At 43.5% G+C, this 26,840-nt stretch carries 25 protein-coding genes and 1 tRNA gene; 21 read left to right on the top strand and 5 right to left on the bottom strand.

The features are described from left to right. The first annotated feature begins 30 nt into the window (after window positions 1-30). The 4 genes from pal (at window position 31) to AB6E51_RS13630 (ending at window position 3,867) form a co-directional block, all read left to right on the top strand. Entirely contained in the window at window positions 31-573 is a 543-nt protein-coding gene (gene pal / locus AB6E51_RS13615; RefSeq protein WP_017062069.1) for a peptidoglycan-associated lipoprotein Pal, read from the top strand. A gap of 33 nt (window positions 574-606) precedes the next feature. Beyond that, entirely contained in the window at window positions 607-1,389 is a 783-nt protein-coding gene (gene ybgF / locus AB6E51_RS13620) for a tol-pal system protein YbgF (RefSeq protein WP_017062068.1), read from the top strand. Window positions 1,390-1,598: 209 nt separating this feature from the next. Then, the gene (nadA, locus tag AB6E51_RS13625; RefSeq protein WP_372057985.1) at window positions 1,599-2,660 is read left to right on the top strand and encodes a quinolinate synthase NadA; all 1,062 of its coding nucleotides are present in this window, start codon (window positions 1,599-1,601) and stop codon (window positions 2,658-2,660) included. A gap of 175 nt (window positions 2,661-2,835) precedes the next feature. Continuing rightward, window positions 2,836-3,867, top strand: a complete 1,032-nt coding sequence (locus tag AB6E51_RS13630; RefSeq protein ID WP_017063519.1) for a potassium channel family protein — start codon at window positions 2,836-2,838, stop codon at window positions 3,865-3,867. A 75-nt stretch (window positions 3,868-3,942) separates the two neighbouring features. Here the strand turns inward: AB6E51_RS13630 and AB6E51_RS13635 are convergent, their stop codons facing one another. Beyond that, a complete protein-coding gene (locus AB6E51_RS13635; RefSeq protein ID WP_017062064.1) occupies window positions 3,943-4,512 on the bottom strand; it encodes a UPF0149 family protein in 570 nt (189 codons plus the stop codon). Between the two features lie 171 nt (window positions 4,513-4,683). Between AB6E51_RS13635 and AB6E51_RS13640 the strand changes: the two genes are divergently transcribed. From AB6E51_RS13640 to gltS, 4 genes are all read left to right on the top strand, one after another. Next, the gene (locus AB6E51_RS13640; protein WP_372057986.1) at window positions 4,684-7,137 is read left to right on the top strand and encodes an ATP-binding protein; all 2,454 of its coding nucleotides are present in this window, start codon (window positions 4,684-4,686) and stop codon (window positions 7,135-7,137) included. A 248-nt stretch (window positions 7,138-7,385) separates the two neighbouring features. After that, on the top strand, window positions 7,386-7,835 hold the full coding sequence (locus AB6E51_RS13645) for an L-alanine exporter AlaE (protein ID WP_017062062.1): 450 nt from the start codon (window positions 7,386-7,388) through the stop codon (window positions 7,833-7,835). Window positions 7,836-8,015: 180 nt separating this feature from the next. Beyond that, a tRNA-Ser gene (locus AB6E51_RS13650) sits at window positions 8,016-8,106 on the top strand. Window positions 8,107-8,360: 254 nt separating this feature from the next. Further along, window positions 8,361-9,575, top strand: coding sequence for a sodium/glutamate symporter (gene gltS / locus AB6E51_RS13655; RefSeq protein ID WP_017062061.1), 1,215 nt, complete (start codon window positions 8,361-8,363; stop codon window positions 9,573-9,575). 64 nt (window positions 9,576-9,639) lie between these two features. Here the strand turns inward: gltS and AB6E51_RS13660 are convergent, their stop codons facing one another. Beyond that, on the bottom strand, window positions 9,640-10,392 hold the full coding sequence (locus AB6E51_RS13660) for a DeoR/GlpR family DNA-binding transcription regulator (protein WP_372057987.1): 753 nt from the start codon (window positions 10,390-10,392) through the stop codon (window positions 9,640-9,642). 9 nt (window positions 10,393-10,401) lie between these two features. Beyond that, the gene (locus tag AB6E51_RS13665) at window positions 10,402-11,106 is read right to left on the bottom strand and encodes a glycerophosphodiester phosphodiesterase family protein (protein ID WP_372057988.1); all 705 of its coding nucleotides are present in this window, start codon (window positions 11,104-11,106) and stop codon (window positions 10,402-10,404) included. Window positions 11,107-11,379: 273 nt separating this feature from the next. On the opposite strand from AB6E51_RS13665, the gene AB6E51_RS13670 reads away from it, so the two are divergent. The 13 genes from AB6E51_RS13670 (at window position 11,380) to AB6E51_RS13730 (ending at window position 24,809) form a co-directional block, all read left to right on the top strand. Further along, complete coding sequence (locus tag AB6E51_RS13670) at window positions 11,380-12,393, top strand: C4-dicarboxylate TRAP transporter substrate-binding protein (RefSeq protein ID WP_372057989.1); 1,014 nt, start codon at window positions 11,380-11,382, stop codon at window positions 12,391-12,393. A gap of 107 nt (window positions 12,394-12,500) precedes the next feature. After that, window positions 12,501-12,965, top strand: a complete 465-nt coding sequence (locus AB6E51_RS13675; protein WP_017062049.1) for a TRAP transporter small permease — start codon at window positions 12,501-12,503, stop codon at window positions 12,963-12,965. A 9-nt stretch (window positions 12,966-12,974) separates the two neighbouring features. Continuing rightward, window positions 12,975-14,258, top strand: coding sequence for a TRAP transporter large permease (locus AB6E51_RS13680; RefSeq protein ID WP_017062048.1), 1,284 nt, complete (start codon window positions 12,975-12,977; stop codon window positions 14,256-14,258). 35 nt (window positions 14,259-14,293) lie between these two features. After that, window positions 14,294-15,079, top strand: a complete 786-nt coding sequence (locus AB6E51_RS13685) for an HAD-IIB family hydrolase (RefSeq protein ID WP_017062047.1) — start codon at window positions 14,294-14,296, stop codon at window positions 15,077-15,079. 761 nt (window positions 15,080-15,840) lie between these two features. Beyond that, the gene (locus AB6E51_RS13690; RefSeq protein WP_017062046.1) at window positions 15,841-16,824 is read left to right on the top strand and encodes an LPP20 family lipoprotein; all 984 of its coding nucleotides are present in this window, start codon (window positions 15,841-15,843) and stop codon (window positions 16,822-16,824) included. Between the two features lie 50 nt (window positions 16,825-16,874). Beyond that, on the top strand, window positions 16,875-17,858 hold the full coding sequence (locus AB6E51_RS13695) for a hypothetical protein (RefSeq protein ID WP_029236521.1): 984 nt from the start codon (window positions 16,875-16,877) through the stop codon (window positions 17,856-17,858). Between the two features lie 15 nt (window positions 17,859-17,873). After that, entirely contained in the window at window positions 17,874-18,485 is a 612-nt protein-coding gene (locus AB6E51_RS13700) for a lipoprotein (RefSeq protein ID WP_017062044.1), read from the top strand. An 84-nt stretch (window positions 18,486-18,569) separates the two neighbouring features. Beyond that, window positions 18,570-20,063: a transglycosylase SLT domain-containing protein gene (locus AB6E51_RS13705; protein ID WP_017062043.1), complete on the top strand. Its 1,494-nt coding sequence runs from the start codon at window positions 18,570-18,572 to the stop codon at window positions 20,061-20,063. 78 nt (window positions 20,064-20,141) lie between these two features. Beyond that, a complete protein-coding gene (locus AB6E51_RS13710) occupies window positions 20,142-20,312 on the top strand; it encodes a hypothetical protein (protein ID WP_017062042.1) in 171 nt (56 codons plus the stop codon). Between the two features lie 2 nt (window positions 20,313-20,314). Then, a complete protein-coding gene (locus AB6E51_RS13715; RefSeq protein ID WP_017062041.1) occupies window positions 20,315-21,121 on the top strand; it encodes an ETEC_3214 domain-containing protein in 807 nt (268 codons plus the stop codon). A gap of 58 nt (window positions 21,122-21,179) precedes the next feature. Further along, complete coding sequence (locus tag AB6E51_RS13720) at window positions 21,180-22,157, top strand: bifunctional oligoribonuclease/PAP phosphatase NrnA (RefSeq protein ID WP_017062040.1); 978 nt, start codon at window positions 21,180-21,182, stop codon at window positions 22,155-22,157. Between the two features lie 245 nt (window positions 22,158-22,402). After that, window positions 22,403-23,329, top strand: coding sequence for a LysR family transcriptional regulator (locus AB6E51_RS13725; protein ID WP_017062039.1), 927 nt, complete (start codon window positions 22,403-22,405; stop codon window positions 23,327-23,329). Window positions 23,330-23,555: 226 nt separating this feature from the next. Continuing rightward, window positions 23,556-24,809 carry a D-amino acid dehydrogenase gene (locus tag AB6E51_RS13730; protein ID WP_137001125.1) on the top strand — a complete coding sequence of 418 codons (1,254 nt, stop codon included), beginning with the start codon at window positions 23,556-23,558 and terminating at the stop codon, window positions 24,807-24,809. Window positions 24,810-24,884: 75 nt separating this feature from the next. Here AB6E51_RS13730 and AB6E51_RS13735 read toward each other — a convergent pair whose 3' ends face one another. Continuing rightward, window positions 24,885-25,622, bottom strand: a complete 738-nt coding sequence (locus AB6E51_RS13735) for a dienelactone hydrolase family protein (protein WP_372057990.1) — start codon at window positions 25,620-25,622, stop codon at window positions 24,885-24,887. A 225-nt stretch (window positions 25,623-25,847) separates the two neighbouring features. Continuing rightward, complete coding sequence (locus AB6E51_RS13740) at window positions 25,848-26,783, bottom strand: pyridoxal-phosphate dependent enzyme (protein WP_229647088.1); 936 nt, start codon at window positions 26,781-26,783, stop codon at window positions 25,848-25,850. Window positions 26,784-26,840: the final 57 nt, after the last annotated feature.

The following is a 26,840-nucleotide window of genomic DNA, read 5'->3' on the forward strand; positions in this document are numbered from 1 at the left end:
AACTAAGTTTGATAACGTAAGGAAAAAAAGATGCAACTTAACAAAGTTCTTAAAGGCTTGATGATTGCACTACCAGTGATGGCAGTAACGGCATGTAGCTCAACTGATGAAGCAACATCTGCAACATCTGGTACTGAAAGCAACCAAACAACTTCAGGTTCAGAAGGCAATGTAGACACAACTGTTGTAACGCCAATTGACGCTAACGGTCAACTGTCTGAGCAAGAGCTTAAAGAGCAAGCGCTACGTGAAACTCAAACAATCTACTTCGCATTCGATAACTCTACTATCGCTGGCGATTACGAAGAAATGCTAGCAGCTCACGCAGCATACCTAGTTAAGAACGTTGACATGAACGTTACTATCGAAGGTCACGCTGATGAGCGCGGTACTCCTGAGTACAACATCGCACTTGGCGAGCGTCGTGCACAAGCTGTAGCGAAATACCTACAAGCTCTAGGTGTTCAAGCTGACCAAATCTCTATCGTAAGCTACGGTGAAGAGAAGCCACTTCTTCTAGGTCAATCTGAAGATGTGTACGCTAAAAACCGTCGCGCAGTACTAGTTTACTAATTTTAGTAGACTATATAATTGAGGAATTGCCTCATGTTCAGTAACACAAAGCGAGTCATTTTGCTTTCGTTACTGGCAAGTGCAGCGAACACCGCGTTCGCTGCACCAGCTCCAGTATCCGATCTCAATAGCACCGCAACCAATTCATCATCTTCCTCTCGATCAGCATCTAACGAATCAGATATTGAGCGTTTAGAGCGCCTGCTTCAAAATCGCAATCTCGTTCAGCTTCAAATGCAACAGCAAATCGACGACATGGCACTGGAGATCAGTGAACTTCGTGGTGATCTGGAACGAAACAGCTACGATATGAAGCAAATGCTAGAGCGTCAGCGTGAACTGTTCATTGAACTGGATCGCGTAAGAGGCGAGGTGAAAGCAGCAGGAACAGCAACGGTAGCAGTGGCGGCGAGCGAAGGCTCTAAAGACGCTTCTGGTACGTTCAGTACTGATGTGGATGAGCAAACTGCTTATCAAAATGCTGTAGATATGATTCTAAAGCAACGAGACTACACGGGTGCTATCGCTGCATTCCAAAAGTTTCAAAAAGACTTCCCAGATTCTACCTTCACACCTAACTCACATTACTGGTTAGGTCAGCTTTATTTCGCTAAGAAGCAAGATAAAGAAGCCGTGAAGAGCTTCGCTGCTGTTGTGTCGTACAAAGACTCAAACAAGCGAGCAGATGCACTGGTTAAGCTTGGTGACATAGCAGCGCGCAACAACAACGCGACGCAAGCTAAGAAATATTACCAACAAGTCGTAACCGAGCACCCAAACAGTGCTTCGGCTAAAGTGGCCAAAACCCACTTATAACCAAAATAGGGGTGCTTAGGCGCCTCTTTTTTATACCTGTTCACTTCCGTTTAGTGTTTACTTCTCTTGCTAGTGATGACAACACATCGCCTTGTTTATGCGTTTTAAGCATTAGCTAGTCACCGCTTGCAACCAATCCTTTTTGATCCCAATCGCTGTCCTGTGTAGAATACTCGGATTCTCGGAAGAAGTTGCGTAGAGCAAGAGCAATGAGTCATATACTAGATAAAATCGATACAGTTTACCCGTTTCCGCCTAAGCCAGTTCCATTGAGCGACGCTCAGAAACAGGCCCACATCGCAAACATCAAAAAACTACTTCAAGAAAAAGATGCAGTTCTAATTGCACACTACTACACCGATCCTGAAATTCAGGCTCTGGCAGAAGAAACTGGTGGTTTCGTTGGCGATTCATTAGAGATGGCTAAGTTCGGTAACCGTCACTCAGCAAGCACTTTGGTCATCGCTGGTGTTCGTTTCATGGGTGAGTCTGCAAAGATTCTTACTCCTGAAAAACGCATTTTAATGCCAACACTTGAAGCTGAATGTTCGCTTGATCTTGGCTGCCCAGCTGACAAATTTACAGAATTTTGTGATGCTCACCCTGACCACACTGTGGTTGTATACGCGAACACCTCTGCAGCTGTTAAAGCTCGTGCAGACTGGGTAGTTACGTCGAGCATCGCTTTAGAAATCGTTGAAAGCCTAGACGCTGAAGGCAAACCCATTATTTGGGGGCCAGACCGTCACCTAGGTTCTTACATCGCAAATCAAACTGGCGCTGACATGTTGCTTTGGCAAGGTGAGTGTATCGTTCATGATGAGTTCTCAGCTGATGCTTTGAAGAAAATGAAATCGGTATACCCAGAAGCGGCTATCTTGGTTCACCCAGAATCACCAGCAAGCGTGGTTGAACTGGCTGATGCTGTAGGCTCAACAAGCCAACTGATCAAGAAAGCAAAAGAGCTGCCTCATCCACAGATGATTGTTGCGACAGACAAAGGCATCTTCTTCAAGATGCAGCAATTGGTTCCTGAAAAAGAGCTGATTGAAGCGCCGACAGCGGGTGCTGGTGCAACGTGTCGTAGCTGCGCACACTGTCCTTGGATGGCAATGAACGGCCTTGAAGCGATTGAAAACGCGCTTGAGAATGGTGGTGAGCAACACGAAATCTTCGTTTCTGACGAATTACGCGTGAAGTCTCTTATTCCATTGAACCGCATGCTAGATTTTGCAGAGCAGTTAAATGTGCAGGTAAAAGGTAACGCGTAAGTCGTTCTTTTATCTAACCAATAAAAAAACCAGCCAATAGTGCTGGTTTTTTTGTATCTGCGTATAGGCCGCCAATATCAATCTTGTGGTCATGTATCTTTTTCTGATGATACATCTTGTTGATATCGCGTATTTTTTCTAGCATGTAAGTAAGAGGAAAAGATTAGAGGCTCGAATGATAATCTGGTTACAACTCAAACGCTGGATCAAAGCAAACATCTTTGTTTTGAATGGCAAAAACTTACTGTTCACTTTTCTTGGCTACATCGCTTTATCGTGGTCGATGCTGTATTTGGCGGGTGAAACAGATTTAACCAGTTCGGTTACCGTATTCGCTTACTACTTGGTGGTGACGGCTTCTACGGTTGGTTATGGTGATTTATCACCGACCACGGTAGCGGGGCAGTGGATCGTTATTCTATTTGTGATTCCAGGCGGGTTGAGCCTTTTTGCCGCGTTGCTCGGTAAAGTGGCGACAGAAGGTGTTGAATATTGGCGAGCGGGCTTGCTAGGAAAAAGGAGAGTTAGAGTGGACAACCACATTTTGATGTTGGGGTGGAATGAGCAAAGAACCATTCATCTCATCCGCATGCTACAACACGAAGAAACGGGTAAACGACCAATCGTGCTATGTACGCGTTCAGATATCGAGAACCCGTTACCCGGTGAAATCAATTTCGTCAAAGTAAACAGCTACACCGATGGCAAAGAGATGGAGAAAACGGGCATTGAGTCTGCAAGTTGCATCCTGATTGATAACCCAGAAGACGACATTACGTTATCTGCGGCGCTTTACTGTGCCAACCGAAACCCTAAAGCGCACCTTCTTGTTTACTTTAAAGATGAAGCGCTGAGCGATTTGTTACACAAGCATTGCCCTAACTCAGAATGTATTCCAGCGGTGGGTGCTGAGATGCTAGCAAAGGCTGCGGTAGACCCAGGTTCCAGTGCGCTTCACCAAGAATTATTGAGCTCAACAAGAGGCATGACACAGTATTCAACGTATTTCCCTGAAGACGCTGAGTCTGTCACCGTCGCGCCTATTTTCTCAGTGTTTAAAGAGAAGTATCAAGCAACTCTGATCGCCATTGATACGGGGAGCGGTATTGAACTCAACCCAGAGTTAGATCAAGTGGTCAGCAGTGGCACTAAGCTGTTTTATATTGCTGATGAGCGAATTGATGACTTCGATTGGAAAGGCTTCTAAAGCGACTATTTTATTTCGTCTGAAAACTAAAAAAGGCCTCATAATGAGGCCTTTTGGCTTGTATAAAGCTAACTGTTATTGAGCTTCAGCCAGTGCAATGCCACGCTGCGTTAGTCCGCAAAGCATCACAGGAACAGCGTTAAAGATCTCTTCGAACTGCTCTAGGCCTTCGATGCCTTGCTCTGCAAGCGTAGCAATTGACGTTTCTGGATCGTAAAGCATGCTCAGTGACAGCAGGACACCGCCAACGAGTGCGTTATCTTCGCTCTCTTCAGGCATTAGTGTTTCCCAATCGTCGCGAGCAATCTGCCAGCCTTGAAGCAAGCCTTCACAAAAATCACGAGCGGCAGTGTTCACCACTTCTTCGTCGTCTAATTGACAAGCTTCAGGCCAAACCCAAGTCCCTTCAATCAGTTCTGGGCGGGTTTTATTCCAAAGCTCGATGATAACTTCAATGTAGCTTTCTAGCTGTTCACCATCCGTAAAAGGTGCGACTTCTTCGCCACCCCATAAGAACGGTAGCCACTCATGCGGGGTTAACACATTCGGTGCCGCTGCCATTGCAGTGACAAAGCCCATTGTTTTGTGTTCTGTGATTAGCTTTCCTTCCAACTCTGGAAGCGCAAGAATATCTTGTAAAGTCAAAGTGAGGTACCGTAAAAGGGAACATATTTGCGCTTATAGTACCAATGAACTTGTGCCAATCAAGCTTCAATCTAAAAAGGCTTGATGTCATGGATGATAAACACTAGGTTTAACAGAAAAGAAAACAATAAAAGAATTATGCAGATACGGTCGTCTTTAAAGAAAAAAAGCATGGTAGCGCTTGGATTATACCTTGCGATGTTTATTGCCATTGTCGGTAGTGTGACGTATTACGTCGTAGAATCCCCTGTGCGCGCCAAATTACAACAAAATCTCGACTTGCGTACGCAATTGTTATCCGCATTTATTACAGAGCCACTCAGCAGCTCTCAAGGCTTTGTAGACAGTCTCGTTGGGTTTGCTCAAGCACATCGCAATGGTGATGATGTTATTCCGCTATTTAAGTCCATGTTGGCGGCGAGCGACGATACAATTGTCAGTGCCGGTATTTGGCCTGAACCTTATGCGCTCGATTCTAAAAAGCTTCTCAACAGTTACTTTTTTAATAAAGCCGACGATGGAAGAATCGATCAGATATATTCTTACAACAACCCCAAAAATGCCCCTTATCAAGAAGAGTATTGGTACACCTCTGTCGTCAACCAAAAACAAGGCACGATCTCTTGGAGCGATGTGTATATCGATCCATACACACACGTTCGAATGATTACGGCGTCTTCCCCTTATTATTACGACGGTACTTTTGCCGGTGTTGCCACGGTGGATCTCTCGCTCGAAGAGCTGCTTGGTTTTATCAAGAACCACGCCGAAGAATACAACCTTGGCATTACGCTCAGAGATAAGCTTAACCAAGTGTTGGTTTCGCATAACTTTAATCTCGTTGAAGGCATTTACATCAGTAGCAATCAATTTGGTGATTTCGGCTGGCAAGTGGATGTGGTGAACTCCAAATCACGAGTAGAAGACGAAGTGTTTCGTCAGGTGATGAGCATTGAAGGCGGTATTGTTCCGCTATTGCTACTTTGTGTCATGGCGGGGTATTACTTATTGAACCGTTATTTGATTAGTCCAATCACAAGGATTGCAGCACAGGTTGATAGTTCGAAAGCCGGCGAAATCATTGATGTGGATTACTCGAGTGATGACGAAATCGGCCATTTGATTAAAACCTTCAACGAAAAGACCATTTATCTCGAAGCGGAAAAGGTTAAAGCTCAGGCATCCACCAATGCAAAAACCGCTTTCCTTGCGACCTTGTCACATGAAATTCGCACTCCGATGAATGGGGTATTGGGTACCGCTCAAATCCTATTAAAAACGCCTCTAAATTCTGAACAAGAGAAGCATCTTAAGAGCTTGTATGAGTCCGGCGATCATATGATGACTCTACTCAACGAGATCTTAGACTTCTCGAAGATCGAGCAGGGCAGGTTGGATCTTGATGAAACGCGTTTCCCGCTTGATTCGATCATCGGCAGTATTAACAGTGTTTACTACACATTGTCTTCCGAGAAAGGGCTTCAATTCAAAGTGTACTCTGAGGTGACTTCGGGTCGTTGGTACTTCTCAGATAAAGCTCGCCTTCGCCAAATTTTGTTTAATCTATTGAACAACGCGGTGAAGTTCACCTCCAGAGGCTTTGTTGAGGTGTACCTGAAAGAAGTTGTAGAGGGGAGTGACACCTATCTGAGCATTCGAGTTCGTGATACCGGAATTGGTATTTCTAAAGAAGCTCAGAAGCGTATTTTTAAACCGTTTGAACAAGCGGAGTCTTCGACCACAAGGCGTTTTGGCGGTACTGGCCTTGGCCTCGCGATTGTGAAGAAAATTGCCCAGTTGATGGATGGCAGTATTACCGTCACCAGTGAAGAAGGGATAGGCACGAGTTTTGATGTTCGCTTGAAGATTCAGCCATGTCAGCCAGGAGAAATCGAGAGTTTGCCACATAAGAAGTTGGACTACTCTGGCTTAAAGGTACTGATCGTCGAGGACAACCGAACTAACACGGTGATCATTGAAGCCTTCATGAGCAGTAAAGGCTTTACCTGTAAGAGCGTCGAAAACGGTGAACTTGCGATACAAGCCGTGGTTGCTGAGCGCTTTGATTTGGTGCTCATGGATAACCATATGCCTGTGATGGATGGCGTTGAATCAACCACTGCTATTCGTGCTTTGATAGGCGATGTGTCATCGGTATTGGTGTTTGGTTGTACGGCTGATGTCTTTAAAGAGACTCGTGAGCGTATGTTGGGGGCAGGTGTGGATTATATTATTGCTAAGCCGATTGACGAGCGTGAACTGGATGATGCCTTGTTCCGCTATTCAAATAAGCTTTATCAATACCATGAAGTAAAAGCGGATGAGCTCGAAAGCCAAGACGTAAAACCACACGATTCGAAAAGTAAAAGCGAGTCACTGCCTAAACCTGATCTTCGCAACAAAGATAACACTGAAGAGCTGTTAGTGACGTTGTATGTGGCGCTAGAAGACAACAACCTAGAACTGATTCAATTTGCACTAGAGAGCCTACGTGTCCACGTTGAAGCTATGAACAACGCGGAACTTACTGAACAAGTCGATAAAGCGTTAGAGCAGGTTGCTTTAGGATCACCACCTACACAAGATGTCATTAATATCATTACTGTAAATCTACCTATGGCTTAAATGTTGTTTAATTACGGTAAGTAAATGACGAACTGTCCAATATTTGACCTTGGTTGGATTTTTTGGTGAAAGTGACTGCTTTTAAAATGGTTTTTGGTTGTTAATTTACAACTTGATTTTTAATTTGGAGTGTATGACTACTAATCTTGTGATTTAATAGCGACATTATCTGGTGAGGTGCAAATGTGCCTTGTTTATATGTTACTAAATCACTAATTAATCAGTGATATATTTTAGGTTTGTCGTCAATGAAGTCTCGTGGTCCATTTTGTATTCGAAACGCAGCTGCGGATACATTTGCTATGGTCGTTTTCTGTTTTATTTCTGGCATGATCGTAGAAGTGTTTATTTCTGGTATGACGTTTGAGCAATCTCTTGCTTCTCGAACGTTATCTATTCCTGTAAACATTGCTATCGCTTGGCCTTATGGCGTTTTTCGTGATTGGTTCTTACGCAATGGTGCAAAACTTTCAGAAAGCTCATTGATGAAAAACTTGTCTGATTTGATGGCATACGTGTTATTCCAGTCTCCAGTGTATGCGGGTATTTTGTTGGCAGTGGGTGCTTCAGGCGACCAGATCGTTACGGCTGTCACCAGTAATGCAGTTATCTCGTGCGGTATGGGCGTACTTTACGGCTACTTCCTCGATATGTGTCGTAAATGGTTTCGAGTTCCTGGCTACTATCAACAAGCTTAAGAAAAGCAACAAGCGTAAGTGCAGCGAAAGAATGAAATTTGGTTTGTTTTTGATCTAATGAGTTAATTTGTAATCGAACAAACCGAAAAAGGCACTTTTTTTGAGAATGCCCCTTGACCAAAGCAAGCAGAATCAATAAAGTAGCGCCTCGTTGAGTGACATGCTCAACACACAATTTGTGGAAGGATGGCTGAGTGGCTTAAGGCGCTCGCCTGGAAAGCGAGTATACGTTTATAGCGTATCTGGGGTTCAAATCCCCATCCTTCCACCACTATTCAAAACCCTAGCAGAAATGCTGGGGTTTTCTCGTTTTAGAGCCTCTATATCCCACCTCATCTGTATACCTCCCTAATATCCGTTCCTTTAATCATTGCTTTATAGTTATAATCTCTATTAATACCGTCGCAGAATTAACCATATTAGGTGTTTTTATCATAGATAATCGCTTGATTTTTTGGCGTGAACCTAGATTATTAATAGTACGCAATATTATGAATAATCTAACTATTAGGAATCCATAACCTCATGACAGAAACCCTAGTTTCTCCAATGCTCTCTTTTACGATCGCGATTTCATTACTGTTTATCGGTAAAGGTTTGATCGAGCGATCTGAAGTATTAAGAAAGTATTCACTGCCAGAGCCTGTGATTGGTGGCTTTGTCTGCGCAGCGACCGTAGCGGCGCTTTACTATATTTTTGAAATCCAAATCACTTTTAGCCTAGATGTCAGAGACTTTTTGCTTCTCTACTTTTTTGCTGGCATCGGGCTCCAAGCGGATATTAAAACACTGATTAAAGGCGGGCGACCGTTGTTCATCCTACTGTGTCTTGCTGCCATTTTTATCGTGTTGCAAAACGTAGTCGGAATGGCAGTCGCTTCTGGCTTTGGAATGGATGCGAAAGCAGGCTTGCTATCTGGGTCTGTTAGCTTGATAGGCGGCGTAGGCACAACGTTAGCTTGGGCGCCAATGTTTGTGGAAGAGTTTGGTATTGCTAACGCGCTCGAACTTGGTGTCGCTTCAAACACGGTTGGTTTAATTGCAGCGTGTGTGATTGGTGGTCCGATTGCGAACTACCTGCTCAATAAACACAAAGTAAGCCCTTCTAATGAAGAAGAGGTTACGGTTGGTGCATTCCAAGAGAGTGAAACAAAAACAGAGCTTAGCCACTACGGCGTTCTGTGGGCGTGGTTGATTCTTAACTTAACACTAATGCTGGGTTACAGCTTGAGTGAAGTTATCGACTCGATGGGCCTAAAACTGCCGTTATTCGTTAGCTGTTTGATCGCAGGTATCCTAATCGGAAACGTTGGTCGCGCACTGTTTAAGAAACGTCGTACACAAGAGAAAATCGCTCAAGGCCGCAAAGGCTTAGCGATGATCTCTGATATTTGTTTAGGCATGTTCTTGACCATGGCATTGATGGGGTTACGTATCTGGGACCTCGATGGACTGTTTGGCTATATCTCTGTTGTCATGAGTATCCAGATCTTACTTTCGCTGCTGTTTACTGTGTTTGTCGTTTATTACTTGATGGGAAGAAACTACGATTCTGTGGTGATATGTTCAGGCTTCGGTGGTATCACTCTAGGCTCGACCGCAACAGCAATTGTGAACATGACGGCAGTAACTCATCGATATGGCGCAAGCCCACAAGCATTCATTGTGGTGCCATTAGTATGTGGTTTCTTTGTTGATTTGATTAATGCGCTAGTAATCAGTTTCTTTGTTGGGCTGTAGCGCTAATTAAGAGCAATTGTCTTAAGCAAAAAAAGCCTAGCTGTGATGCTAGGCTTTGTTGTATTCAAGTATGAGCATTCTCTTCTACTAAGTGTATGTTTAGCTCCGAAGGTAATTGGCTGCTATTGGTGTATATGCGGTCAAAGTCATTCAGTGACGCTACCTTTAGAGCGGCAAAGCGTCCCCATTTACTGGCATCCGCGACAAGCCAGCTTTCACGGCTGTTCTTTATGATTGATTTGGATAGGTCAGCCTCAACTTGCTCATGTTCCATAGCGAAATTACTGTCTGTTACTGAGCCACACCCACAGATGCCAATGTCAGCTTCAAAATCGGAAAAGAAGTGGACCACGCTACTGCCCACCATGTCTTGGTGTTCTCGTCTGAACAAACCACCGGCCAAATACACTTCAATTTGCTCGTTTGCTTCTAAGATACGGGCCACTTGTAGGTTATTGGTGATCACTCGTAACGCGGGCTTTGCCAACAAATACTGCGCAATTCGAGTGACGGTGGTACCAATGCCCATCATAACCGTTGAGCCTTCAGGTATCGCATCGGCAACCGCCATCGCAATACTGTCTTTTGTTTCTGACTCAACGCCAGCGCGGAATCGATAACTCGTGTTCGTGAGCGTAGTAGGTAGGCTCACGCCTCCGTGCACTCTACGCGCTAGACCTTGCTCACACAGGTGGTTTACGTCACGGCGAATGGTTTGAGTAGTGACAGAAAACAACTCGGCTAAGTGGTCAATCTGAATATCTTGGTTTGCTTTAAGCGTTGCGAGTATTTCTTTCTGGCGATGGTTCAGTTCCATAGAAGCCCACTAAAATTGGTTTGGTACGTCAGTGATGATGTTATCGACGCCAAGGTTAAAATATTTAGCCGCCAATTGTGGATCGTTCAGAGTCCATATTTTAAGAACTGCGCCTGAAGCTTTGATCGCTTTTGCTATTTTCTCATCAAGAATGCGGTGATCGATATGAATGCTGTAAAGATCAAGTGATTGAAGGGATTCTAGGCTGAAATCGTTCCACACTTCGCAGATAAAACCACGTTTAACCTCTGGCATCATCTGTTGGCAAAGACTTAGCGCCTCTTTTTTGAAGCTTGAGATGAGCAGTTTTTCAATAGGGAACTGCTTTTGCTCAATCAGTGCGATCACTGTTTCAACTAGAGGCTGAATAGCCTTATCGTCGTAAATTTTGATCTCAAGGTTCAGAGTTACATCAAGTTCTAGGCATTTGTCGAACGCTTCACTCAAAGTAGGAATCGTTGTCCCCGCGAATTCGCTACCAAACCAACTACCAGCATCTAAGGTCTTGAGTGTGGTTAAGTCTAAATCGGCGATATTGCCCGTTCCGTTAGTACAACGATTGACTGTCTTGTCATGAAAAAGCATAGGGATGCCATCAGCGCTCAACTGGGTATCAATTTCAATCCATTTAGCACCAGCTTTCGCTGCTTGTTCAATACTCACTAACGTATTTTCAGGTGCTAAAGACGCGGCACCGCGGTGGCCTGTGATCATAATTCAATCTCGATGTTCATTTGAAAATTCAGGAAACAGTAGCTCTACTTTATTACAGATTTATTATCTATCCGCTATATCTACTTATTTTAAATGAGAGCTAGCTAAAAGGTGTTGTACAGAGTTTATACAATAGTGAGACCTTATACTCACAATGTTCAAGTCGGTAAGATTAATGTTCATATGAATGTAATAATTCACTCACATACTCTACGAAAACTTAATAACCCCCTCTATATTTAGAAAACGATAGCCACATAAAGGTGATAAAAAATGAAAAAGCTATTAGGTACAGTAATTATGGCGGCAACGCTGCTTGTTGGTTGTGGTGAAGCTGACAAGGCTGGTTCTGAAGCTAAAGACGAGCCGATCAATATCAACATGAGCCTTGTGTTCACTCAAAATGAGCTGCTTACACAAGAGCTAATCAAAGCGACCGACAAAATTCGAGAAAGAACCGATGGCTCGGTAAACATTAAAGTTTTCCCTGGTGGCCAATTGCCTGTTTACAAAGATAACTTGGAACAAGTGGTTAACGGTGCCAACTGGATTGCCGTAGAGGATTTGACTTATCTAGGTGATTACGTGCCTGACTTTGCTGCACTTGCAGGTCCAATGCTGTACAACACCTACAATGAATACTTAGCGATGATGGACACTGATTTCGTCGCTGGCCTTAAGACTAAAGCGGAAGAGAAAGGCATCAAAGTATTGAATGCAGACTACATGTTTGGATTCCGCCACATGATCACCAATAAAGAGATCGTTAACTCTGATGACATGAAAGGCATGCGTATTCGTGTTCCACAAAGTCAGCTGTTCATTAGCACACTTTCAGCAATGGGCGCAGCTCCAGCTTCTCTTCCATTCCCTGAGACCTATGCAGGTGTTCAACAAGGCGTTGTTGACGGTCTTGAAGGTTCTATCCTGACAATGTACTCAACCAAGATCTACGAAGTGGCTAAGAACATGTCTTTGACTAAGCACTTCCTTGGCACAGTGGGTATCTACATTTCACCAACGCTTTGGGACAAATTTACGCCAGAGCAACAACAGATCATCAACGAAGAGCTAGAGGCTGGCGCTAAATCTAACACTGCTGAGCTAGTTAAATTGGATGTTGAATACACTCAGAAACTTGAAGAGCTAGGCGTTACCTTCAATGAAGTGAATTCTGAAGAGTTCAACCAGTTGACGGCAGATGTGTACAACCAGTTCCCAAGCTGGAGTGAAGGTATACACGCGACGATCATGAAAGAGCTAGAAACGATCCGAGCTGCACAGTAATCCTGCATACGTCAATTAATTAGTTAATGATTACGGCCTAACTATTCTTAGGCCGTTTTATTCCTGAAATACCCACGTTGTATTCGGTATTTCGCTGGAGAAGTCTTTTGTTTTTATTGAAAAATATTGAAGAAATCCTCGCTTCTATCGCTATATCGATCACCGTTTTGGTTGTTATCGTTAACGTCGTCCTGCGTTATGGATTTGGCTTTGTTGTCCCGTGGAGCGAAGAGTTGTCGGTTATTTGCTTCATTTGGGCTGTCTACTTAGGGATTAGCTCCTGTTACAAACACAAGCTTCACATGGGTGTGGACGTGGTGGTTGCCATGTTGCCAGAAAAAGCAAAAATCCCATTTAGGCTATGTGTTTCCGTTTTCCTACTGGCTCTGAACCTCTTAATGGCAGTTCTGAGTTATCAATATCTCATGTTATCTAACAAGGTAACGCCAGTCATGGGCGTATCATATTTTGTTATCAATGGCGTGTTGTTGCTTTGTTTCTCATTGATGGCGATCCACACCGTTCGATTTATTGCGAACGATGTCGCTTCTCTAAAGCGCTCTTCTAAGTAGGTACGATTCATGGAAAGCTATCTTCCAATCCTTATTCTGTTTGTTCTATTTCTTTTGAACATCCCCATCGCGTTTTCTCTGATTGCATCGGCGATGGTTTACTTTCTTTTTATCAATGACTCTATTCCGGTGAGCTTGGTGATGCAGCGCTTTATTAGCTCTGCTGAGTCTTTTCCGTTGTTGGCTATTCCGTTCTTTATCATGGTGGGTTCGGTGATGAACTATGCGGGGATCAGTAAGAGCTTACTCGCCTTTGCTGATTCTATGATTGGTCACAAAACCGGTGGCCTTGCTCAAGTGAATGTAGCATTGAGTACTCTGATGGGCGGTATCTCTGGTTCTGCAAATGCGGATGCGGCGATGCAGTCTAAGATTCTTGCTCCTGAGATGACCAAGCGTGGTTACGACTTACCATTCACGGCCGCTGTAACAGCTGCTTCATCAAGTATCAGCCCTGTGATTCCACCGGGTATCAACCTAATCATCTTTGCTTTATTAGCGAATGTGTCGGTCCATCAAATGTTTATTGCGGGTTACGTTCCGGCATTTTTGATGGCGCTGTCGCTGATGGTGACGATCGCGTTCATCGCTCGCAAACGTCGTTACAAACCGTCGCGTTCTGAGCCAGCTTCTGCTAAAGAGCGCTTTCATTATTTCCTGAAAGCGATACCGGCACTGCTGATCCCATTTGGCATTATTTTAGGCATGCGTTTTGGCTTGTTCACGCCTACTGAAGCGGGTGCGATTGCTGTATTACTCTGCGCGATTATTGGCATCTTTGTCTATCGTCAACTGGGCTTCCGCCATATCCCGCTGATCATGCGTGAAACAGTGCAAGGCACCAGTAGTGTCATGTTCATCATTATCGGTGCCATGGTCTTTGGTTACTACATGACGCTAGAACAGATCCCACACAATGTTGCGTCTGCTTTGATTGAACTTACCGACAACAAGTTAGTCTTGCTGTTGTTGATTAACGTACTGCTGTTAGTGGTAGGTATGTTCATCGAAGGCGGCGCTGCAATGATCATACTCACGCCATTGCTGCTGCCTGCTGTGCTTAACCTAGGCGTTAACCCGGTTCACTTCGGCATCATCGTGATAGTGAATATCATGATTGGTGGTGTGACTCCGCCATTTGGCTCGATGATGTTTACGGTTTGCTCGATTTTAAAAGTTCGTATGGTCGACTTCGTGAAAGAAGTGGCTCCTTTGTTGCTAGCACTACTCACGGTTCTGATGTTGCTGACTTTCTCTGAAAGCTTGGTGATGTTTTTGCCGAATTTGCTTTAACACTGTTTAGTGATTGATTATTTAGAGGTGTAGAAATGAATTCGGTATCGAATGAATTGAACCAAAATTGGAAAAAGATAGATTGGGTGTTAACCGATGTGGATGACACCTTAACGTGGCAAGGTCAATTGCCACCTGAAACCTTGATCGCGTTAAGCAAACTGCGTGATTCAGGGAAAAAAGTGGTTGCGGTAACGGGCGCTTGTGCAGGTTGGTGTGATCACATTGCTCAGTTGTGGCCTGTTGATGCGGTTCTCGGCGAGAACGGCGCGTTCATTATGGAAAAGAAAAACGGTTATCTGACATTGCGCTCTGATATCCCTTTGCCAGAAGTCAGTGCCAATCAGAGTAAGCTGAAAGAACAAGTATTGGCTATTTTGGGCGATTACCCAGAGCTCAGTTTAACGCTGGATCAGTCTTACCGCCTGTGTGAGGTGGCAATCGATATCGGTCAAAACCGTCCTAAAGTCGACGATGCCATTATCGAAGAGATAGTCTCTAAGATTCACGCGTTAGGTGCACATGCGACAGCAAGCTCTATTCACATCAATGCTTGGTATGGTGAGCACTCTAAGAAAGCGACATCGACCGCTTTTCTTAAAGAGAAGGGGTTATCTGACCAAGAGATACTTGAGCGTAGTTGCTATGTCGGTGACTCGATGAACGACCAATATATGTTTGAAGCCTTATCAAATAGCGTTGGGGTATCTAACATTCAGCACTATTGGCAACGCCTTGAACACCATCCAGTCGTTGTGATGACTCAACCTGGCGGATATGGTTTTGCCGAGTTTACGGACAAGTTACTCGCGCTAAAATAGTCAGAAAGACATGCTCAAACCCTTCATAGATAAAAGTGAAACTACCCTTAAGGTGGTATCTGTACTTTCTGTCTATGAAGGTTATTTTTAATAAGGATTCATTGTCTGTTGGTGTTTTATTTGGTTTCTTGGTTCGATTTAAATAGAAACTAAAAATAATTTATCTTCCCACAAGATCTACTTCCCATCTTTATTTATCCGCTAATGGCCTATATTTCTGATATCCATTTAATTAGACCTTATTTCATTTTTATCAGTATTGGCATGAGAAATAGACAGCTCATTTCTGTAAATCCCGCGCGATAGTGATTTATTAACATTGTTGTGATTAACGGAATTTCATTTTTTCGAGTGTCTGTCTGGTATCTTTATTTAGGGTAGAGACTAAAATCTGCTGTTAATATCAAATTTGTCATTGAGATCAGTATCTCACTTTTATTGAATGAATATCACTTTTTTAATCAAAGTTATGTGTATTTTTTGAACCGAAATTCGGTTTTTTTAAGACTTTGTTCACGTTTTTATCAATGGAAAATAAGGAGTTATTGTGTAATTTATGATTTACATCAATTGCCTAAAAATCAAGGCTTTGTATTGTCTTTTTTGTTAATTAACGGAGGTTTTGTATGAATTTGATGTGTGAGATCAATAGAAAATAAATATATTTGGCTCAAAAATGAATCAAACTATAAATTTGGTCGTTTGAATGTTTAATTTTGAGGATATAAGATTGCGACAAACTTTTTCGATGTTGGTTCCAAATGTCTTCAAATAAAAAAATAGTTCGCTTTTTCATAGCGCTATTCGCGTTGCTTGTTCTTTCTGGCTGTCAATCTACAAAACCTGAATGGTATCTAAAGCCTAAAGTAGACAGTGACGAGTACATTTATGCAGTTTCTCAAGCGCTAACTCTGTCTCATGCTAAAAAAATTGCTGTAAACAACATCAACGAAAAGTTATGGACTCAAGTCGAGTCGTCTTTTTACATGAGAGACACCGTTCGAGAAACCAATGGTAAGGGTTTTTCAAATAGTCTAGTTGATAACAAAGTTAATACTAAGACTGAATCCTTGACCTTAAATGGTATCGAATATGTACAAATGGAAGAGAATGATCTTGGTGCGTTTGTCGAAGTAAGAGTGAAAAAGTCACTCGTGACTCAACAGTTGATTCGCGAAATAAAAGATCTAAACCGTAAATCTCAAATCGAACTTGATGCGCTTTCTCACGAAGATAAATTACTTTGGTGGTTAGACAATCGCAGTGTTTATCAAACTGAACACGATGCTTCTGTGCGTATCGCAATGCTTTCATCTCTGAAGCCTAGTTATAAAGCTGACATCAGCGCAATCGAACTGCTGACTATTACACACCAAAAACTAAGCAGCCAAATTAACATCCGTCTCTCTTCAGATAGAGAGTCAAGAAAAGCAATTGAACTTCTGGGGAACCAGTTATCAGAGTTCAATATCGCGACCTCAACTTCAAAGAACAAAAACCAAACTCATGTGTTGAAAGTGGATTCTGAGCGTCGAAGAAACAAAGTCGGAGACGCGTATATTTCAACCTTGGTCTCTAATGTCAAAATTATAAATAAGAAATCTAAAACAGTGTCACGTAGTGAAATTATCTCTACAGGAAATTCTGTAACTAGCTACAAATATGCCGACGAAGGGGCTGCTCGCCACTTTGATGAGCAAATAAAAGAGAAAGGGATTTGGACTGCGCTGGGCTTAATTAAATAGCGAACCTCTAGTCCTAGAAAAATAAAATAAACATATTCGGGAGAGAATATATGTTAAAGAAAACGTTAATGGCTAGTGCGGTACTTACTATCTTGACTGGTTGTTCGAGTACGCCTGTAGAGGTTTGCACACCTGATACTCGCGTCGAAATTGAGCAAGCTGACGTAACTATCCCATCAACAGAAGACGTTAAAGTTATCGTACTTTCGCCAGATATTTCTTTTCAAGATGAAGCGCGAACAAAGCTGATTTCTTCAATGCGAAATGAGCTTGAAAGTCAGATTTCCAGCTCCGGTGCAGAATTGGTCGATCGTACTTTAGCTAATAAGCTTAAGAAAGAGCTAATGTTCGCCGAGCAAAGTGGCCGATACAACACCAAAGGAGCGTCGGTAGCAGATATTGCAATCATTACTGAAATAACGGCATCAGACCTTACTTACAAGTACAAAGAAGCTCGTAAGAAAACTAAGGATGATGGTGAAGTGAAATATTACCCAGCTGAATGTAGATTCGAGGTTGATGTTAAAGCAGTCACGAAAGTGGTTTCAGTCCCAAGTATGACATTGCTTAAACGCTTTGAAATGGAAGGTGATGAGCAAATTACAGTAGAAGAGCGCAGTTCTGATTGTCCAATCACAATTGGACAATATCAAAGCCTAGCTAGCAAAGCGGCTATGGAAGCGGTTGAACATACCTATGACTTAAAGCAAATGTTGGCAGCAAGTGCTCATGTATCCGAGCTTCGTCAGTGCCAACACGGCAGCATGGTGAAGTTAAATATGGGTAAGAATAAAAAGGTCACACCAGGGGCTGAGGTATTGTTTTCAAAAGCAATGAAGTCAATGGAAGGCGATACGGAAATATTCCCTATTGGTACCGGCCATGTTGTAAACAATGAACACAACGCAGTGACACCAAATTATTCTTGGGTGTCGATTGACGAAGAAACAGCTCTTAAAGTTCAAAAAGGCTCTTTAGGCAAAATGGTGCCAGAAGGCTGTCACTGGGCAGATATAGAATGCACGCTTAAATAGTCAGGTAATTAAAAAATGAAAAAACTACTTATTGCAACTTCACTAGTAGCAGTTCTAGCTGGCTGTCAGAGCAACAACGCGACGGTTAAGGAAGCGCAAAACTTCGCTCCATGTACTTTCCCAGATGCACCTACCGTATCTGCGCCGGGTTGGATTTGTGATGTGATACCAAGCGATATCGCTGCAGCGGCAAAAGGCTACTCCAAGAAGAGTGCAGCTGGTATGAGCGTTATGCGAAAAGTTGCAGTCAATGATGCTCGTGTAAACCTTGCAGCTGAGTTTGAAACTGACGTGAGCAACCTATTCCAAGCGGCTACTGAAGGTGTGACTTCTACATCGGCAGCAGAGGGTATAACGCTAGTGACTGAAGATGTTCAAGAGACATTCGAGAACATCACTAAGACAGTCGTGAATAAAACGCTTACTAGCAGCCGCATTATCGTAAGCCAAGCAAGCCCAACGGGCGGCTTGTACGTTCTAGTCGGTATGGACCAAGCTGCATACGATGCGAATATGAACAAAGTAATTGATGAAGTTGGTGGTGAAGATTCTGCTTTGTGGGATCAATTCAACAATGAGAAAGCGGCAGCAGACCTTGCGGCGGCGTTCGATGCATTGAAAAAATAACCGCGAACGGAACCGCGATTAGTATTAGTGAAAAAGGCCGCCATTTGAGTGGCCTTTTGTCTCTATACACTCTGGGAGTGAACTATGTACAAAATGATCAATAAGACCGTGTTAGCTGTAGTTATTTCGGCAGCTATTAGTTCTCAGGCATTTGCTGTGTCAGAAGAACAAAAGCAGCAGCTAAACAATGCTGTTGCCAAAGCAAGCCAGTCTCAAGAAGACAAAGTCAAAGAGTTTCATGCTTACGTTAATGCTTATTTGGATGAGTACGAAGCTTGGCGTGATGAATATACTAACAACCTCGATGAGCGCAGAACCGATCTAATCAAGACATGGGGCGAGGGTGAGGTTTCATCTCAAACCAAGCAGGTGGATTACTCTCAAGACGATCAGGTGAAAACTTCAGTCGATTACGAAACCAATACTGCAACAGTATCTGTATTGGTGGATGAAGATAGCAGCCCTGAAGAGATTAAAGCGCTTGTTAAAAACATTCCGGTTGAGGTTGCTGGTCAAAACGTTGAGCTAGCGGAGCTAAAAGCAGAAGACCACGCGGTGCTTTACTCTTTGGAGAAAGAGCAAGAAGAGAAAAACTTCGTTATCCAGCAGACGCAAAGCCAGATGAATGAGTTGGATGTGCAAGCCGAGCGATTGATTTTATCTGATACTGGTATTCCAGACTCTTTCATTTACCAGCGTGCTCATAACAAGAAAATGGCACTACTGGCAAAAGCTCAGGAACGTATTGCGGCGCAAACCAAGCTGTATGACGAAATGCGTGCCAAACATGGTATTGAGGTTAAACGACCAGAGCCAGAAGTTGAGATCGTAAAGCCAGCTGAAAAGGTTGAAGTATCAAAAGAGGTTGCCAAGCTAGAGCCCGCGCCAACAAAAAAGCAGCCGCCAAAAGTTGTGGAAAAAGTCGTCGAAAAAGCGCCACAGCCACAAGTGGTAAAGCCTAAGCCAGCCGTTGACGTTGCGGCGGCCCCGGCTAAGCCGAAAAAAGTGATCAGTTACAAAGTTAAGCTTCCTGAGAACAGCTTAAAAGCGCGCGCGAGCAAGTACAGTGCGTTGGCTGAAAACGAGAGTAAAAACTGGGAAGTTGATGCTGCACTGATTATGGCAATCATGCACTCGGAATCGGCGTTCCGTCCGGATGCGAAATCACACGTGCCTGCGTTTGGTTTGATGCAAGTGGTACCAACCAGTGCGGGTCATGACGTTAACAAACAAGTCCGTAATATCGACGCGCCAATGAAAGTGGCGGATCTGTATCAACCAGTTATCAACGTAGAAACAGGTACGGCCTATTTAGACATCCTAAACAGTAAGTATCTTCGCAAGATAAAGAATGACGAAAGCCGTTTGTACTGTGTCATTGCCGCATATAACACTGGTGCGGGTAATGTGGCTAGAGCGTTCAATAAAGATCGCTCCACCAGTATTGGCAAAGCATCGAAGATTATCAACCAGCTGACGCCTCAACAAGTCTATGATCAGCTAGTGGTTAATCTGCCGTACGACGAAACCAAAAATTACTTGAAGAAAGTAAACAGTCGTATCGCTTTGTATAAGTAATAAATTAGTTAAGCAAAACAAACAAGTACATGTCATTGGCATGTACTTGGATTACCAGTTAATGAATTGAGAGTAGCAATGTTTAAAATTTTCGCTTTAGTATTTATCGGTATCGGCATTTATCTTGGTCTTAATTACAGCGATGAAATTGAAAGCACCATGGACACGGATGCTTTTGAGCGAGTTCAAGAGAAGGCTGAAGATGGTACAGATGCGCTAATGGATAAAATCGACGAGATCAAAGGTTAAAAATGTCTGAAGAGCAAAACAAGGATATTCAAAAAGATATACAGGAAGAGTTACAAGAACTTCAAGACACTCAAGAGTCTCTGTTGGAAGAGCAGAAGAAGGGCGGTATGGCACGCACTATCGGCTTAGTGTCGGTTATTTCCATTGCTTTGGGCGGCTTTAATGACAGCTTTGACGCGCTAGAAAAGATGTTCGATTTTGGTCTTTCTCAAATGACAGACATTCCATCGCATAGAAAGTTGGACAAAATCTATATTCGTTCATCTGCCGAAACCTTAGACCAAACATTTGGTGCGCCTGTTTATATTAAGCGCGCTACAACGGATGATGTGATTAAGTACTACCAGGACGACAACTTCATCCTTTCTGCGATTACTCGAGATAATGCGATCGTCGCTTATCTGGTCTTCCCAAATGAAGACTTTGCTCCAGAAACATTCGAGCATGCAGGTGGTTCTGAGTTTTTTGCACAGACGTTTAGTTCTATTGAAAGTGTCAATGAGATCCGTGCATCGTTTGCAAGAACAGGTAACTACTACATTGAAGAGAATAATGGTGGCGAATTTGGCTACTTGTACTCATCAATCAGTGGTGCGAGTGAGTTTATTTCGCCGATGTCACAAGAGAACAGGAAGTTGCTTTCGGAAGTGGTAGACGCTTTAACAATGGACGAGAACGTTGTAGAAAGCGTACAGTCTTTACGTTTGAATGCGAAACCTAATTTCTATGGTTACAGTACGTTAGGTGTGGGGGCTTTAGAAGAAGCTATTTTGTCTAACACCGAATATCGTTTAATTCATAAGAGTTAACCATTAACACATCAGTTCTAGCTTATGATCAAGCTAGAACTTTATTAGCAGTGGGATTATGGCAAATTTAAAGTTCGAAAGCTTTCTAGAACGGCTTAAGGGTGATGACAGAATCATTATTCAAGCTCATGACTTCCCTGACCATGATGCGATTTCTTCCGCATACGCTTTAGCATACTTATTAAAAAGCAAAGGGTTGCGCCCATATATTACGTTTCATGGTTATATAGATCGAGTGTCACTCAGGAACTTAATAGATTGGTTAGATATTCCAATCTATCAGCCAAAAGATTTGAAACTACAACCGGATGACAAGGTTATTGTTGTTGATGGCTGTATTGGTGAGAAAAATGTCATCGATTTTCCGGGGCTTGAGGTCGGAGTGATCGACCACCATCAAGTGAAAGCACCTGATTTTGTATGGTATTCCGATATACGTTCAAACTATGGTTCAACAGCAACCATAATGGTTGAGTATTATCGTTATTTTTCTCTGCAGATGCCCCAAAATATTGCGACAGCACTATTGGTTGGTCTGAGTTTTGATACCGCAAACTTTACCCGAGGGGTAGGGACTGCAGATCTAAAAGCATTGTTGTATCTTCAAGCGAAGGCCAATAATGATATGGTTAACAAAATTTGTCGTAATCAAGTAGAGTTCCATGAATTAAAACTTTTCTATTCCATGCTCGATAGCTTACGTCGTGAAAAAAACGCAGCATTTGCTGTGCTTCCTGAAGGTTGCCCTAAAAATATGCTTGGCGTGTTAGGTGATTTCTTGCTGAGTGTTGATGAGCTCGATATTGTTGTTCTCACTGCTAGAAATAGAGAGAAGACCTTTATCTCTCTCCGTTCAGAGTGTTCAAAAAACAATGTCGCGAAGATAGTTAGAAGGGCCCTTAATGAAAAAGGGATTGGTTTTGGCGGCGGGCACCCTCATATGGCTGGCGGCATTATCAACAAACAGTTTGAATTCAGCAGTGAACTTGCTTGTGTTTATGACTTGATTCGACCGAACCTTTTACTTGATGCCTAAGTCCATCAGTGAAAATGATTGTTGCTCTACAAGAAGTAACAACTCAAAGGTGATGACGAAAGTTGTCGCCTTTGTTTTATCGACAGCAAGCTAAAACACGTATATCAGCCTTTGATGTGATGTCTTGAAGTGACTCGGTGCACAAGTTAGTAAGAGCAATTACGATCTTGATAAATTGGGATATATGTTCGCAGCAAATTTGTGAGACGCTTGATTAAGTGTCAGTTGAATTACAAGGAAGTTGAATGCACCACTTTAATATCCGTGCTCTTGAGTATTTAAATGCGTTGTCAAAATATGGGTCGTTACGTAAGGCATCTAAGATGATGAACGTTGACCCTGCCGCGATGAGTCGGATGTTGACACAGTTAGAAGCGCAAGCGGAAATGAAAGTATGGGAGCGCAACAACCGCCAATCTCTGCTGACTGAGGCGGGGAACGAACTGTTGAACTACTATCGCTCCATTGTTCGTGGAGAGGCGGCAGTGCTTGCTCGACTAACCAAGCTTAAAAACCTCAAGGGCGGTAATGTTAGCATCGCGATTGGAGAAGGATTTATTACTAACTTGGTCTCTAAACCGATGCAAACCTTCATGACTCGTTATCCTGATATCAATCTTTCTATTGAGATCGCTGGGGCATTGGATGCAGTCAAGATGTTGGAAGATCAACAGATAGACTTTGCGATAACCTATGCGTCTGCACCGCACCCTAAACTGCACTCCCACGTTGAACGCAGCCATCCGCTCGAATTGATTGCTCCGAAGGGGCACTTCCTTACGATGAAAGAAGCACCAGTGGTAATGCAAGATATTCAAGACGCTTCTCTCGCCTTGATCGATAACTCGACCGGTATGGGGAGGCTAGTAAAGCAGGCTGAACAAATTTCCCATCTTACCTTGCAGCCAAAACTTCAAACTAACTCAGTCACGGCACTGACTAACTTCGTTTCAGCAGGGTTGGGCGTCACCTTTATGCCTAAGCTCACTGTGATCGATGAAATAAAGTCAGGGCAGATTGAAGTGGTTGCGACCGAGTTGGAGATGCTATCGAAGGCGACGGTTAAGGTTCAATCTTTGAAAGGCCGTGCACTTACGCTACAAGCCGAAACCTTGTTGGATTTCTTACTCGAGAACGCCACTTTCTTAAGCCATGACGCTTACAATATCTAGGCTTAGTTGATTTACTTAGCGACTCCTACCTAAGCTTTCAAATACCGCCAATATCACACTTTCAAATTGCCGAATTCGTTTTTAAGTCGAATTGAGTTTTTGTCAACACTCTCTCTATTGTTAAGTCAACACGTGCGGAATAAGTTACAAACCATTAACGAAACGAGTTTTAGACTGACAGCTGTGTTCGACAGATTCTGTCTTTGTCGGGCATTAGGGGAAGATAATGGAAGTTATTGTAATTGGCAGTGGTGTTATTGGATTGACCAGCGCATGGTATTTGGCAAAAGAAGGTCACTCGGTCACGGTTATTGATCGTCAAGATAGCAGTGGTAAAGAAACCAGCTTTGCGAATGCCGGGCAAATTTCTTACGGTTATTCTTCACCATGGGCAGCGCCTGGTATTCCATTGAAAGCGATGAAGTGGTTAACCCAAGAGCATGCTCCCCTAAAAGTGAAGCCTTCTCTTTCTCCAGAGTTAATGTCTTGGGCGACTAAGATGCTTGCCAACTGTAATGAAGCCAAGTACGCACAGAATAAATCGCGCATGTTGCGAGTCGCTAACTACAGCCGAGAGTGTCTCACTCATCTAAGAACCAGTGAACAACTGGCTTACGAAGGTAGGCAAAAAGGGACACTACAAGTGTTTCGAAGCGAGAAGCAACTCGATGCTATTCAGCAGGATATGAAGCTGTTAACAGAGAGTGGAATCGAACACTCGTTGTTTGATGTTGAACAGTGTCTGTCAGTGGAGTCTGGTTTAGCAGACGTTAAAGACAAGCTGGTGGGCGGCCTGTATTTACCACACGATGAAACCGGTGATTGTCATCAGTTCTGTTTAACCTTGACCGAAAAAGCCAAGCAACTCGGCGTTCAGTTCGTGTTTAATACCGAAGTGGTTAGGCTCAATCATCAGAATCAAACCATTGAGAGTATTACAACGACTCAAGGCGAGTTCAAAGCGGATGCTTACGTGGTCGCTTCAGGAAGCTATTCTCGAGAACTGTTGAAGCAAGTCGACTTGTCTATCCCGGTTTATCCAGTGAAAGGGTATTCGTTAACACTACCGATCGTGAATGCAGATAAGTCACCAACCTCGACTGTGATGGATGAAACTTACAAGGTAGCGATGACGCGATTTGATGATCGTATTCGCATTGCAGGGACGGCAGAACTTGCGGGGTTTAATTACCTTATCCCTGAAAAACGCAAAGCCACGATTGATATGGTGATTAAAGATCTTTTCCCACAAGCGGGTGACTTTTCTAAGGCTGAATACTGGACTGGGTTAAGACCAATGACGCCGGATGGTACGCCTATTATCGGTAAGACGCCTATCAAGAACCTATTTACAAATACTGGACATGGGACATTAGGTTGGACAATGGCATGTGGCTCAGGAAAGATCTTGGCAAGCGTGGTCAGTGGCTCAGCTAGTGATATTAAAACTGATGACTTAAGTATCCACCGCTATTTGTAGCGAGATGATGCAGTGATAATTAAACAACCCCATTCTTAAGTTTTCGAATGGGGTTGTGGGTTCTGAGGGAGAAGATTATCTGGTCGTGGTTTCTAGCACATGGGTAAATCTATCCCAAGATTTTTGGTCAGCTTCTTGTTGATAGTTGTTTGAGCCGAATACGGTAAAGGCATGCGGCGCACCACTATAAGTGATCATCTCATGCGGAACTTTGGTTGATTCAAGTTGAGCGGCGAGGCTTCCAAAGTCGTGCATTGAAATCATGGCATCAGCCGTGCCGTGGAACACGACTACGGGAGCTTTAGTCTGCGAGTAGTCTTGACCTTTTGGTGTTGATAAACCGCCATGGAAGGTAACATAAGCTTTCGATGGGATACCCGCACGAGCGGCTTCTAAAACGGCTGCGCCACCAAAACAGTAACCCATCATCACGTTGTTATCTAAGTTACCACCAAGCCTTTTCGCTTCCATTGCTCCCGCGCTAAGTAGCGCACGCATTTTTTCTCTGTCTTTATACAGCTCGCCTGTGTGTTGCTTTTTATCTTTCACTTCGGTCGGGCGAATGCCTTTACCAAATAGATCGATGGCGAACACGTTGTAACCGAGTTCGTTGAGCATCTCAGAACGTTTCTTTTCGTAATCGGTTAAGCCATCCCAATCGTGTATTAGCAGTACTAAAGGTGCTTGGTCACTGGCCTCACTCCAATAACCTTCGTAATCCATCCCATCGACTTGGTAAGTGACGTTTTCTCCTGATATCGCAGAGAAGGGCAGTAAAACTGAAAACAGGCCGAGTGTAGTGAGTTTTCGCATGCGTAATTCCTTTCGATGACAATTGACGTTCCAATCGAAAGTATAGATAACGCGATGATTCTCGCCAGATTTCTGTCTCTAACTTGAAATGTCTGGCAGGGATAGCAGGTGGCTATTACTGATAAACAGCCATCGAAAGGGAGTGCGATGGCTGTTCATGATGCGCTGAGAAATTCTCAGGTCCGCAGAAACGCGGGGGGTATTAGAGTAGAAAAGAACGGATTACTACCAAGTAGCGTTATCAGCGGTGTGACTACTTCGAAGTTCTGGGTACTTACGTTGATAGCGCGGCAACATCGACTCATTACCTAAGATGCCGCCTTGGTGGATATAGATGACGGTTTTTGTTGGGTTCTCTTCTTGCCATTGCTCTAGGCATTGCCACATCAATGGGTCGTAGAGCAGGTCGAATTCAATATCCGTCTGTTCTTGCAGATCCAACCAAGTTTGATAGTCCTGCTGGTAAAGCTTACCAAAGTGGTGTTTGGCTTTAAGTGGTAATATCTGCGGGTGATCGGTTTCGCCGAGTTCATTGAACTGCTGTGTTAGGTAATCACTGCCGCCAACACAAGCGCAAGTTAACACTGGGATGTTGTGCATTTTTAAATGCTTATGCAGATACAGAGCTGTGCTGCCTGTGCCTGCTGGAAGTGCTACCACGAAATCGTGTTTGTTTTCGAAACGCGTCCAGCTGAGTATTTCAATCGCCAGTTGCTTCACGCCGTATTCAGAAAGCTGAGAGCGTCCACCTTCTGGTAACACAATGCATTGTGAGTCAGGTTGTCTTACTTGCTCAATATACTCTTGTGGATGAAGCTCAGAGCCTGTTTCTTTGACTGAAATAACCTTAGCCCCGAGATCGATAGCGCCACGGTAGTTGCCGAGTGGGCGTTCTTGTAGCCATTGAGGCAGGTGGTCGACGTAAAACTCAAGCGTCCAGCCTTTGATTTTCGCAAGTGCGGCGAGTGAGAACAAGGAGTTAGCCTGAGCGGAACCATAGCTTATTAGAGTGGTGGTGTTTGGGCTATCGTCTTCCAGTAGCTTCATGAACTTTCTGGCTTTGTTGCCGCAAAAGTGGGAGTGAAGCTGATCGTCACGCTTTAAGAAAAAGGTGTGCTCGTTGTATTGATGTTGAGTTACAGGGCTATTATTTAGTTTCATCGCACTTAGACAAAATGCTGACTCAGAGCCAGCATTTATAGTTCAAATAGGACTGAC

The organism is Vibrio sp. 10N.247.311.47 (assembly GCF_041467535.1).
GTDB classification, from domain to species: Bacteria; Pseudomonadota; Gammaproteobacteria; order Enterobacterales; family Vibrionaceae; genus Vibrio; species Vibrio crassostreae_C.